Annotated in this window: 7 protein-coding genes; all 7 read left to right on the forward strand. The window is 62.1% G+C overall.

Translation table 11 applies throughout. The features are described from left to right. Positions 1–133: 133 nt before the first annotated feature. Positions 134–3,550 carry a pyruvate carboxylase gene (locus OCV80_RS01860; protein ID WP_136891009.1) on the forward strand — a complete coding sequence of 1,139 codons (3,417 nt, stop codon included), beginning with the start codon at positions 134–136 and terminating at the stop codon, positions 3,548–3,550. A gap of 206 nt (positions 3,551–3,756) precedes the next feature. Further along, a complete protein-coding gene (locus tag OCV80_RS01865) occupies positions 3,757–4,797 on the forward strand; it encodes a TAXI family TRAP transporter solute-binding subunit (RefSeq protein ID WP_136891008.1) in 1,041 nt (346 codons plus the stop codon). A gap of 107 nt (positions 4,798–4,904) precedes the next feature. Continuing rightward, complete coding sequence (locus OCV80_RS01870; RefSeq protein WP_083490965.1) at positions 4,905–6,935, forward strand: TRAP transporter permease; 2,031 nt, start codon at positions 4,905–4,907, stop codon at positions 6,933–6,935. A gap of 182 nt (positions 6,936–7,117) precedes the next feature. Further along, entirely contained in the window at positions 7,118–8,818 is a 1,701-nt protein-coding gene (locus tag OCV80_RS01875; protein WP_267288159.1) for an HlyD family efflux transporter periplasmic adaptor subunit, read from the forward strand. 5 nt (positions 8,819–8,823) lie between these two features. Next, positions 8,824–9,528: an ABC transporter ATP-binding protein gene (locus OCV80_RS01880; protein ID WP_036629681.1), complete on the forward strand. Its 705-nt coding sequence runs from the start codon at positions 8,824–8,826 to the stop codon at positions 9,526–9,528. Continuing rightward, positions 9,525–10,781 carry an ABC transporter permease gene (locus OCV80_RS01885; RefSeq protein ID WP_025544359.1) on the forward strand — a complete coding sequence of 419 codons (1,257 nt, stop codon included), beginning with the start codon at positions 9,525–9,527 and terminating at the stop codon, positions 10,779–10,781. Before OCV80_RS01880 ends, OCV80_RS01885 begins: the two co-directional genes overlap by 4 nt. 13 nt (positions 10,782–10,794) lie before the next feature. Further along, positions 10,795–13,008, forward strand: a 2,214-nt coding sequence (locus tag OCV80_RS01890) for an S-layer homology domain-containing protein (protein ID WP_267288160.1), incomplete at its 3' end; no start/stop codon positions are given.

A 13,008-nucleotide genomic window follows, 5' to 3' on the forward strand; every position in this document is an offset into this window, starting at 1 on the left:
GGCTCAAAATATGACGGCGGGATAAAATTGACAAATCCGGGCTGGAAGCCGTTGCAACCGGCGGCGGGGTTGGTGTATACTAAGCTGAACCAAAAGATTCCCGCCTGCCGGCGGAGAGAAGGAGGAACGATATATGAGCCAAGCATTCAAGAAGGTCCTGGTCGCCAACCGGGGCGAGATCGCCATGCGGATCTTCCGGGCCTGCCACGACCTGGGCCTCCAGACCATTGCCATCTACTCCAATGAGGACGTATACAGCCTCTTCCGCACCGCCGCGGACGAGTCCTATCTGATCGGAGAGAACGAGAGCCCCCTGGGCGCCTATCTGGACATCCCCCGGATCATCGAGCTGGCTAAGAAGCACGGCGCCGATGCCATTCACCCCGGTTATGGTTTCCTCAGTGAGAACGCGGATTTTGCCCGGGCCTGCGAGGCTGCGGGCATCAAGTTCATCGGCCCCTCCTCCCAGGTTCTGGACCTGATGGGCGACAAGCTGTCCGCCAAGCAGATCGCCGTGGCCTGCGGCGTACCCACCACCCCCGGCACCACAGAGCCCCTGAAGAGCCGGGAGGCTGCTCAGAAGCTGGCTATGGAGTTCGGCTTCCCCGTCATTCTCAAGGCGGCCGCCGGCGGCGGCGGCCGCGGTATGCGCCGGTGTGACACCGTGGAAGAGGTGGGCACCAACTTCGATCTGGTGAAGGCGGAGGCCAAGAAGGCCTTCGGCAATGACGACATCTTCATGGAGAAGTTCCTGGTGGAGCCCAAGCACATCGAAGTGCAGGTGCTGGGCGACGAGGAGGGCAACGTGGTCCACCTGTTCGAGCGGGATTGCTCTCTCCAGCGGCGCTATCAGAAGGTGGTGGAGTTCAGCCCCGCCTTCTCCGTGGACAAGAAGATCCGTCAGGCCCTGTATGAAGACGCGGTGAAGATCGCAAAGCACGTGGGCTATGTGAACGCCGGCACCCTGGAGTTCCTGGTGGACAGGGAAGGGCACCACTACTTCATCGAGATGAACCCCCGTATCCAGGTGGAGCACACCGTCACCGAGATGGTGACGGGCGTGGACCTGGTGCGCTCTCAGATTCTGATCGCCGAGGGCTGTCCTCTCAGCGATCCCCGCATCGGCATCAGGAAGCAGAGTGACCTGCACCTGAACGGCTACGCCATCCAGTGCCGCGTCACCACCGAGGACCCGTCCAACAACTTCGCTCCCGACACCGGCAAGATCACCTCCTACCGGTCTCCCGGCGGCTTCGGCGTCCGGCTGGACGCGGCCACCGCCGGCGTGGGCAGCGAGATCTCCCCCTACTATGACTCCCTGCTGCTGAAGGTCACCACCTGGGATAACACCTTTCAGGGCGTGTGCCTGAAGGCCGGACGGGCCATCCGGGAGATCCACATCCGGGGCGTCAAGACCAATATCGCCTTCATCTCCAACATCCTGCAGAACCCCACCTTCCTGGCGGGAGGCTGCCACACCAAGTTCATCGACGAGACGCCGGAGCTGTTTGAGCTGAACGAGGGCCAGGACCGGGCCACCAAGATGCTCAAGTACATCGGGAACATCGTGGTGAAGGAGCGGGACGGACACAAGATGTACGATCCCTGCCGGTTCCCACCGGTCACCGGCAACCGGCCCGATGGCCTGAAGCAGATGCTGGACGCCAAGGGACCCAAGGCCGTGGCGGACTGGGTGCTGGGGCAGAAGAAGCTGCTGATCTGCGACACCACCTGCCGGGACGCCCACCAGTCCCTGCTGGCCACCCGGGTCCGCACCCGGGACATCGTCAAGGGTATGGAGGGCACCAGCGAGATCCTGGCGGATGCTTTCTCTCTGGAGTGCTGGGGCGGCGCCACCTTTGACGTGGCCTACCGTTTCCTCCACGAGTCCCCCTGGGAGCGGCTGGACCTGATCCGGGAGAAGGCCCCCAACCTGCTGCTGCAGATGCTGCTGCGGGGCGCCAACGCCGTGGGCTATACCAACTATCCCGATAACGTGATCCGGGAGTTCATCAAGGAGGCCGCCCGCAGCGGCATCGATGTGTTCCGGATCTTCGACTCTCTGAACTGGATCCCCGGCATGGAGGTGGCCATGGATGAGGTCCTCAAGCAGGACAAGATCTGCCAGGCCACCATCTGCTACACCGGCGACATTCTGGATCCCAAGCGGGACAAGTACACCTTGGACTACTATGTGAAGATGGCGAAAGAGCTGGAGCACCGGGGTGCCCACATGCTTGCCATCAAGGATATGTCCGGCCTGCTGAAGCCTTACGCCGCCAAGAAGCTGGTGTCCACCCTGAAGCAGGAGATCGGCATTCCCATCCAGCTCCACACCCATGACACCACCGGCAATCAGGTGGCGGCGCTGCTGCTGGCCGCCGAGGCCGGTGTGGACGCGGTGGACTGTGCCATCAGCTCCATGGCAGGCATGACCAGCCAGCCCTCTCTGAACGCCGTGGTGGCGGCCATGAAGGACACAGAGCGGGACACCGGGCTGGATCTGGACCGGCTCCAGACCCTCACTGATTACTGGGAGGATGTGCGTAAGCGTTACGACTCCTTTGAGGGCGGCCTGGAGTACAATACCACGGATATTTACCGCTACGAGATCCCCGGCGGTCAGTACACCAACCTGAAGCCCCAGGTGGAGTCTCTGGGCCTGGGCGACCGGTTTGTGGAGGTCAAGGAGAACTACCGTAAGGTCAATGAGATGGTGGGCGACATTGTGAAGGTGACGCCCTCCAGCAAGATGGTGGGTGACCTGGCCATCTTCATGACCCAGAACAACCTGACCCCGGAGAACATCGTGGAGAAGGGCGAGAGCCTGGCCTTCCCGGACAGTGTTGTCAGCTACTTCTCCGGTATGATGGGCCAGCCTGCAGGCGGGTTCCCCAAGGAGCTGCAGCGGGTGGTCCTGAAGGGCAAGAAGCCCATCACCTGCCGTCCCGGTGAGCTGCTGCCCCCCGTGGACTTTGAGGAGAAGAAGCGGGAGATGCAGTCCTTTGATGCAGATCCCTCCTGGCGGGCCATCCTCAGCTACTGCCTGTATCCCAAGGTAGTGGAGGATTATGTCAAGAACCAGAAGGAGTACGGCTACATCATGCGGCTGGGCAGCCATGTGTTCTTCCACGGTCTGGCGGTGGGCGAGACCAACAAGGTCAACATCGCCGACGGCAAGACCCTGGTCATCAAGTACTTAGGGTTGGGCGAAGTGGACAAAGAGGGCATGCGCACCGTCAGCTTTGAGCTCAACGGCATCCGCCGGGATGTGCAGGTGCCCGACGAGGAGGCCCAGAAGAACATTGTCAAGGTCCCCATGGCGGACCCGGAGGACAAGAGCCAGGTGGGCTCCTCTATCCCCGGCGCGGTGAGCAGGCTCAACGTCAAGGTGGGCGACACCGTGGAGAAGAACCAGACCCTGGTCACCATCGAGGCTATGAAGATGGAGACCGCCATCACCGCCCGGATGTCCGGCACGGTGTCGGAGATCCTGGTGAAGGAGGGCGAGACCGTCAAGGGCGGCCAGCTCATCTTGGTCATCAAATAAGCATACGCGGCAGAAGGCCGGCCCCGGTGGGGCCGGCCTTTCGGCATTTCAGAGAGGTGGGACGGGAAAATGAAGGTTGTGCAAATTGGACTTGCAGAAATATTAAAAAATTGTAAAAAAAACCTTGTAAAATGAATGAGGATAAGGTATGATATGCAAAGCGACATACGAGCTGTATCGACTAACAGGAAAAGAGGAATGGAAACATGAAAAAGTGCTTATCCCTGCTTCTTGCCGCGCTGATGCTGGCGGCGGTCCTGACGGGCTGCGGCGGCAATCCCTCCACGGAGGAGACGGATACCCCCGCCGACACCGGCACTGAGCAGGCTGCCCAGACCAACTGGAGCGTCTCTTCCGTCACCGGCACCGGCACGGAGCTGAAATTCCGCACCGGCGGCGACCAGGGTACTTATTACGGCTTCGGCAGCGTGCTGGCGCAGGCCATCACCACCAACGGCAACGGAACCAAGGTCACGGCCGTGGTCAGCAACGGCTCCCAGGACAACATCGAGCAGATGCAGATGAACGTGGCCCAACTGGGCTTCGTCCAGTCCGACGTGATGAGCTACGCCTATAACGGCGAGCGGCTGTTTGAGGGGTTCCCCTATGCGGATTTCTCCACTGTCGCTGCTCTGTATATGGAGCAGGTGCAGATCGTCACCTGTGACCCGGACATCAAGTCCGTGGCGGATCTGGAGGGCAAGACGGTCTCCATCGGCGCCTCTGGCTCCGGCGTGTACTACAACGCCCTGGATATCCTGGCCGCCTATGACCTGACAGAGGATGACATCAACGCCCAGTACCAGGACTTCGGCGCCAGCGCCGACGCCCTGCAGGACGGCAAGATCGACGCCGCCTTCGTGGTGGCAGGCGCCCCCACCGTGGCTATCACCACTCTGGCCACCGCCAAGGACACCTATCTGGTGGGCCTGGATGACGAGCACATTGCCAAGCTCCAGGAGTCCTCTCCCTACTACGAGGAGTACATCATCCCCGAGGGCACCTATGAGGGCGTGCCGGAGACCAAGACCGTAGCCGTGGTAGCCACCGTCATCGCCCGGGACGATGTGTCTGAGGATGATGTGTACAACATCTGCTACACCATCTTTGAGAACATGGACAATCTGGCCCATGACAAGGCAGGGGAGCTGGATGTGGAATTTGCCTCCGGCGTCACCGCGGTGCCTTATCACGCCGGCGCGGCCAAGTACTTCGCCGAAAAGGGCTTTGACGTACCCACCAAGTGATCTCAGGCGGAGCCTGATCGGGAACTACGGCGGAATCTCCGCCGTAGTTCCTTGACTTCGGGTCGGTCCCGGCCTGGAAGATATCTTGCGAAATGAGAGGGGACCCTATGGCACTGTTCAAGAAACACAAGACGGAGCCTGTGCCGCCGGAGGATACCGGCGCCCACGATACCTCCGTGGGGACCGCCGCCGATGTGGAGGCGGTCATGAAAAAATACGACCGGGAGTCCAACACCCGGGTCTGGGAGGGTCTGCCGAAGCTGGTGATCCGCTGGCTGATGGTAGCGTTCTCCGCCTACTGCATCATCGACACTGTGTTCCTTTCCACCCGGCAGGAGGTTCGGCTGCCCATGTTCGTGGGGCTGATCCTGCTGTTCGGCTTCCTGACCTTCCCGGCCAAAAAAGGGGACGAGCGGGTCAACCACATGCCCTGGTATGACATCGTGCTGCTGATTGCCGGGCCCGGCGCCTACTTTTTCTACGCCGTCAATGCCCAGAACGTGGTCCAGATGTCCGCCCGGGTCATGCAGAACGACCTGTACATGATTATCGGCCTCATCGGTATCCTGGCCCTGGTGGAGCTGTGCCGCCGGTGCGTGGGCCTGCCGATCCTGTGCGTGGCCGGTGTGCTGCTGGTGTACACCTTCTTCAACCTGGGCGGCAGTGCAGATTTCAAGATGACCCTCTATCAGGTCATCCGCACCATGTTCTACACCTTCAACGGCATCTTCGGCGGCCCCATCAGCGTGTGCGCCAAGTTCATCGTGGTGTTCATCATCTTCGGCGCCTTCCTGGAGAGGACCGGCATCGCCCAGTTCTTCATCAACCTGGCCAATGCCGTGGCCGGTGCCGCCCCCGGCGGCCCCGCCAAGGTGGCCGTCATCTCCTCCGCCCTGTGCGGCATGGTGTCCGGCTCCTCCGTGGGCAACACCGTCACCACCGGCTCCGTCACCATCCCCATGATGAAGAAGACGGGCTACAAGCCGGAGTTCGCCGGCGCCGTGGAGGCGGCTGCCTCCACCGGCGGCCAGATCATGCCCCCCATCATGGGCGCCGCAGCCTTCCTGATGGCAGAGTTCACCGGCGAGCCCTACGGCACCATCGCCATGCGGGCCATCCTGCCGGCGGTGCTGTACTTCACCGGCATCTACATCGCCGTCCATCTGGAGGCCAAGAAGCTGGGCCTGAAGGGCATTCCCAGAGAGCAGCTGCCCCGCGTGCGCCAGCTGCTGCCCAAGATCTACCTTCTGGCGCCCCTGGTGCTGTTGGTGGTCATGGTCTCCACCAATATGTACACCATGGCCTTCTCCGCTGCCATCGCAATCGTGGCGGCCGTGGCCGTAGGCCTGGTCAACAACGTGGTGGAGATCGCCAGCAAGAGCAGCAACCGGGAGGACTTCCTCACCTTCGGCAAGATCATCGACGCCCTGGAGGGCGGCGCCAAGGGCTCCATCACTGTGGCGGTGGCCTGCGGCGTGGCCGGCATTATCTCCGGCTGCATCACGGTGACGGGCCTGGCCTCCAAGCTGTTGAGCACAATCGTCAGCCTCTCCGGCGGCCACATGATTATCGCCCTGGCGCTGACCATGCTCTGCTGCATCGTGCTGGGCATGGGCGTGCCGACCACCGCCAACTACTGCATCATGGCGGCCACCTGCGCTCCCATCCTGATGGATCCCTCCATCGGTGTCACCAAGATGGCGGCCCACTTCTTCGTGTTCTACTTCGGCATTGTGGCGGACATCACGCCGCCGGTGGCCCTGGCGGCCTATGCCGGCAGCGCCATTGCCAAGGCGGATCCCATGAAGACAGGGTTCAACGCCACGAAACTGGCCATAGCGGCCTTTATCGTGCCGTACATCTTCGCTTTCAGCCCCCAGATGCTCTTTGTGGATGTGACCGGTGCCTTCCAGGTGGTGCAGATCTGCATCAGCGCCCTGCTGGGCATCTTCGGCGTGGCGGCGGCCCTCAACGGATTCCTGTACCGGCCCATCCCCGCGCTGCTGCGGGTGGCCATGGCTGTGGGCGGCCTGGGTATGATGATCCCCGGCACGGCCACCGACATCGCCGGCTTTGTGTTGGTGGTTGGCATCGTCCTCTATCAGCGCTTCAGCGCCCGGCGCGCCGCCATGGTCTGAATGACCTTGAAAGTGCTCCCCGGCTTCCGGGGAGCACTTTTTCACACATACCCGCAGGTTACAAGAGATACAGGCCGCGGGAGAAACTGTAACTGTTTTGTTATTGCTTTGCCCTACATACTGTACTATTATAAGCAATACAGTTGATGCATCTGTGAAGAACAAGAAGAGGAGTACATACCATGGCTGAAGTCAAAGACCTGGAGAATGTAGAACAGGAAGCGACCGCTCCGGCGATGGAGGAGACGGCGGCGGACAGCGCCGCCCCCGCGGAGACGCGCGTAAACCTGAAGGCCCGGTGGCAGGCGATCCCGCGGAAGAAGCGGCGCCGGATCATCCGCCTGTGCATACTGGCACTGCTGCTGGTGATCGCCGCGGTGGTGCTGCTGAAAGTGCTGGGCGGCAAGAGCAGCGATGAGGGAGAGGTGGTCACCGACATTGTGCAGTACGGTTCCATCACCTCCACGGTCCAGGGCAGCGGCCTGACCAAGGCCAAGAGCAGTGAGACAATCACCATCACCACTGTCGGCACAGTGGTGGATGTGCTGGTGGTGGAGGGTGAGACGGTGACTGCCGGCACGCCGCTGTTCACCATCGACTCTCCGGCGGCAGAGACCGCCGTGCAGAAGGCCCGGAGCAATGTGGAGGGCTATGAGAAACAGCTCTCCCAGGCCCAGAAAGACATCGCAGGACTGAATCTCTCCGCCGGCTATGCCGGCAAGCTGATGGAGACCGTGACGCTGAATCCCGGTGATTCCATCACCAAGGGCCAGAAGGTGGCGGTCCTCTCCGACGATACCCGTCTGCGGCTGGAGCAGCATTACAGCTACGCCTATGCGGGCGACCTGCAGGTGGGACAGACGGTGAATGTTTCGATCCCTGCCCTGATGACCTCCGTTCCCGGCACGGTGGAGGCGGTCCACATGGTCAGCCGCATCACGCCGGAGGGGTCCAAGCTCTTCTCCGCCGACATTATCGTGGAGAATGAGGGAGCCCTGACGGCGGATATGGTGGCCTCTGCCACCGCCACTGTGAACGGTGAGACCGTGTACCCCTATGAGGCTGGCAAGCTGGCGTACTACCGCACCGGCGACCTGGTTTCCACGGTGGATGGCACGGTGATTTCCAGCAATCTGGTGGACTACCTGCAGGTGGCGCCCGGCCAGGTGCTGGTGCGCATCGACGGGGAGGAGAGCGAGAGCCAGCTCTTCACCATCCAGCAGAACCTGGACACTGCCCGGGAGGAGCTGAAGACTGCGGAGGAGAACCTGGCCAACTGCAACGCCAAGGCTCCCATTGACGGCATGGTAATCGGCCTGACCATCCAGCCCGGCGATGAGATCGCTGCAAATACCGCAGTGGTGACCATCTCGGACACCTCCAGCGTGGTGATTACCGCCAATGTGGACGAGCGGAACATCAGCTACATCAAGCCGGGGATGCCGGTGGAGCTGAGCCAGTGGGGGACCCCGGTCTTCGGCACCGTGGAGACGGTCAGCCTCTCCAGCACGGTGAACAACGGCGTGGCGACCTATCCTATCACCATCTCGGCGGACAACAGCGAGGGCACCCTGCAGGTCAACAGCTATATCGACTACACTCTAACTGCCAGTGAGAATGACAACTGCCTGGTCCTGCCGCTCCAGTGCGTGCGTACTGTGACCCAGGAGGACGGCTCCACCGTGAACGTGGTGTTTGTAAAGGGCAGTCGGCCGGACAACGCCATTGAGACGCCCACCCTGAGCGAGGAGATCCCGGAGGGCTTCTGGGCGGTGCCGGTGGAGATCGGCATCTCCGACAACTCCAATGTGGAGATCAAGTCCGGTGTGGAAGAGGGGACCGAGGTCTTCACACAGATCCAGTCCCTGCAGGCGTGGGGTTGATGCCCATGGCGAAGAACTTAGTAGAGCTGCGGGACGTCTATAAGATCTATGGCGAAGGGCGGGAGAGCGAGGTACGGGCCCTGGACGGCGTCTCCCTGACCATCGGAAAGGGCGAGTTCGTGGCGGTGGTGGGCCAGTCCGGCTCCGGCAAGTCCACCATGATGAACGTGCTGGGCTGCCTGGACATCCCCACCCGGGGGACGTATCTCCTGGGTGGAACGGACGTCCGGGAGCTGACGGACAAGGAGCTGTCCCACATCCGCAACAAGCAGATCGGCTTTATCTTTCAGCAGTACAACCTGATCCAGAGCCTGACGGTGCTGGAAAATGTGGAACTGCCCCTGATCTACCAGGGGGTGAATGCCGACGACCGCCGGGACATGGCCCTGGAGGCCCTGGCCCGGGTGGGGCTGGCGAACCGCATCAAGCACCGGCCGGTGGAGATGTCCGGTGGCCAGCAGCAGCGGGTGGCCATTGCGCGGGCCATCGCCACCAAGCCTCCCATCATCATGGCCGACGAGCCCACCGGCGCACTGGACTCCCACACTGGGCAGGAGGTGCTGAAATTCCTCCAGGAGCTGAACAAGGAGGGCAGCACCGTCATTCTCATCACCCATGATAACGGCATCGCCGCCACGGCCCGGCGGGTCGTCCGCCTGGCGGACGGCAGAATCATTGAGGACCGGGAGCAGGAGGTGGACTGGCTTTGAATATCCAACAGGCCGTGAAGATGGCGTGGAAGTCCATCTGGGGCAAAAAGGGCCGGTCCGCCCTGACCATGCTGGGCATCATCATCGGCATCGCGGCGGTGATGACCATCGTGTCCGCCATCAACGGCTATACGGAAAAGACCATGGAGCAGTACGAGGCCATGGGCAGCAACAAGCTCACCGTCAACATCTGGAACTACCTGTATGACGAAGATGGCAACAGCCTGGGTCAGGATTACTTTCCGGCGCTGTACGACTACTGCAACAGCATCAAGGAGTATGTGCTGGGCGTGACGCCCCAGGCGTACTGCAACGCCACGGTGGTATACGGGACCAAGAGCACCGCCAATATGAGCTATAATTACGATGAAAACGGCAATCTCACCGGCGACGTGCCGCCCAGCATTTACTACGGCAGCGACCAGTACAGCATCTGCAACAACCTGACGCTGGCCTCCGGCCGGGACCTGTCCGTGTTGGACATCCGGGGCTACAAGCAGGTATGTGTGCTGGGGGACCGGGCGGCAAAGATCTTCTTCGACGCCGCGGACCCCGTGGGCAAGGTGCTCCAGCTCAACGGGCAGAGCTTTGAGGTGGTGGGGGTCTATGCCCCCCGCCTTACCGGTGAAAGCGCATCCGCCAGCCAGATCGACAATGTCATCATTCTGCCCTACACCGCCCGCCGGGTGCTGGGCGGCGACGCACCGGAGCAGTTCATCGTGAAGACCCGCAGCAGCGAGGACATGATCGAGGCCAGCTCCCGCATCGGCGGCTTTTTGAAGGGAGTGGTTAATCCCAACGCAGGCGGCTTCCAGGTGGACCAGGAGAACTCCTGGCAACAGGAGCAGAACAAGCAGATGGGCATGATCTCCCTGATTCTGGGCGGTATCGCCGCCATCAGCCTGCTGGTGGGCGGCATCGGCATCATGAACATCATGCTGGTGACCGTCACCGAACGGACCCGGGAGATCGGCATCCGCCGGGCCATTGGTGCCGAGCGGAGCAGCATCGTCATCCAGTTCCTCATCGAGGCGGCCATGCTCTGCGGAATCGGCGGCATCATCGGCATCCTCATCGGCACCGGCGGCAGCCTGCTGGTGGGACGGCTGATGTTCCAGATGACCATCTACCCGGCGGCGTGGATTACCCTGTGCGCCTTTACGCTGTCGGTGGCGCTGGGAATTTTGTTCGGCATTTATCCGGCGGCAAAGGCCGCCAGGCTCCAGCCCGTGGAAGCACTGCGGGCAGAATGAGAGGGAGAGACTGATGAAGAGACGAATCATGACATTTCTGCTGGCCGTGTGCATGGCGGTTTCCCTGCTGGCGGTGCCGGCGGGGGCGGCCAATACCGCAGCAGTCACATTTTCCGATGTCGGGGACAAGAGCACGGCAGTGGCGGTGGAATCCCTGCGTCTGCTCGGTGTGCTGGACGGCTATGGGGATGGGACCTTCCGCCCCGGCACTGTCCTCACCCGGGCGCAGTTCTGCAAGATGGCGGTCTACGCCATGAACGGCAGCAATGAGCTGGGACGCTACCGGACCGTCACGGTATTTTCGGATGTGAAGCCCTCTTATTGGGCGGCGCCGTATATCAACATGGCCGCCAAGGGCAAAAACATCATCTCCGGCTACGCAGACGGGAAATTCCACCCCGACCGCACGGTGACCGTGGGCCAGGCGGTGACCATCCTGCTGCGGATGCTGGGCTACAAGGACGAAGACGTCGGCGGCGTCTGGCCGGACAGCTATATGGCGGAAGCCGCGCTCATCGGCCTGACCGACGGCGTCAGCGGAACTGGAAACGAGGGCCTGACCCGCGGACAGGCGGCCAAGCTCTTTTTGAATCTGCTTCGGGCGGACCAGAAAGAGGGCGGCAGCTATCTCGCCACACTGGGCGAGACCCGGACGGGGCAGATGCTGGTCTCCTCCACGGCTGACGGACCGCGGGGCGCCGGAACGGCGCTGCAGATGGCCTCCGGCGCAGTTTACTCCCTGGCGGACGGCAAGGTCTCCAACGGCATGCTCAACGGCACCAAGGGGACACTGCTGCTCAGCAAGAACGGTAATGAAGCCCTGACCTTTGTGCCGGATTCCGTGGGCAGCAGCAAGGTCGTGGTCCTCTCCACGGCCAAGGCCACGGAGCTGACGGATACCACCGGTACCAAGTACGTTATGGACAACGACACCGGCGTCTACTACAACGGCAAGGAGTCCGTGTGGAGCGAGGTCTACTCCTGGCTGAACGCGGGCACCTCCCTGACGCTGTATCTGGATGCAGGCGGCGGTGTGGACTATGTGTTCGTCGGCGGCGGCGGGACCACGTCCAACGAGGCGGTCATCATCTATGAGAAGGGGTCCACCTCGGGCTTCAGCTCTCTGGCCGGCGGCACCAGCGGATACGCCATCTACAAGAACGGCCTGCCCGCCACGGCCGGGGATATGCGCAAGTACGACGTGGCAACCTATTCCAGCACCACCAACTCCATCCGCGTGTGCGACACCCGGATTACCGGCTACTATGAGGAATGTTATCCCAATCCCAAGGAGCCCACGAAGATCACGGTCCTGGGCTATGAGTTCAACGTGCTGCCCACCGCTATGCAGACGGTCTCCCAGTTCAAGCCCGGCGACCAGATCACTCTGCTCCTGACCGAGGACAATCAGGTGGCCGGCGCGGTGGCGGCCAGCGGCAACACGGCCACCGGCAATGCCATCGGCATCGCCGAGGTCTCCAGCGGAAGCGCCACGGTGGACCTGCTCTGCGGCATCCAGGTGAAGGGCTCGGTCAGTCTCTCCGCCAGCGATGTGGAGCGGCTGAACGGCCAGCTGGTGCGGGTCTCCTCCAGCCGGAAGGGCGGCCTGTCCCTGACACGCCTGACGGGCGGCGTCTCCGGCGAGCTGAATGTGGCGGAGCGCAAGCTGGGCAGCCGGAATCTGGCGGACAATGTGGTTGTCTTCCAGAACGACGGCAGCGGCCTCACCGCCATCAGCCTGTCCCAGATCGCGGACGGCAGCGTGCCCGCTTCCCAGATCACCTACGCCGGCACCGACTGGGCAGGCAGGGTGAAGGTCATCGTGCTGAATTCCGCCATCGGCGGCGGCTACATCTTCGGCCGCGCCAACTATACCGCGAACTATGACGAAGAGGGCAACCGGGAGGGCAATGCCCAGCTGTCTGTGGAATACGGTGCGGGCAAGAGCACGCCCACCTTTGAGACCGGCTATGTGGTGCGCAACGGCGACATCGTGGGCATCACCATCGTCACCTCTGGAAACACCCAGCGGATCGGCAGCCTGGTCTATCCTGACGAGCTGCGGAACGTGCCCAACACCGCTTGGAGCGGCAAGGGCGCCGTCACGGTGAACGGCCGGACCTACACGGTCCCTGCCAGCGTCCCCTGCTACAACACGCAGACCAAGAGCTGGGTCACCCTCACTGAGGCCAGAGCCTATGCAGACAGCGCCACGCTGTATGTGTAC

Source organism: Oscillibacter acetigenes (assembly GCF_025567605.1).
Classification (GTDB): Bacteria; Bacillota; Clostridia; order Oscillospirales; family Oscillospiraceae; genus Oscillibacter; species Oscillibacter welbionis.

Bases quoted from the DNA above. Each gene is read 5' to 3' on its own strand.
- OCV80_RS01860 (WP_136891009.1), top strand. From the start codon at position 134: ATGAGCCAAGCATTCAAGAAGGTCCTGGTCGCCAACCGGGGCGAGATC.
- OCV80_RS01865 (WP_136891008.1), top strand. From the start codon at position 3,757: ATGAAAAAGTGCTTATCCCTGCTTCTTGCCGCGCTGATGCTGGCGGCG.
- OCV80_RS01870 (WP_083490965.1), top strand. From the start codon at position 4,905: ATGGCACTGTTCAAGAAACACAAGACGGAGCCTGTGCCGCCGGAGGAT.
- OCV80_RS01875 (WP_267288159.1), top strand. From the start codon at position 7,118: ATGGCTGAAGTCAAAGACCTGGAGAATGTAGAACAGGAAGCGACCGCT.
- OCV80_RS01880 (WP_036629681.1), top strand. From the start codon at position 8,824: ATGGCGAAGAACTTAGTAGAGCTGCGGGACGTCTATAAGATCTATGGC.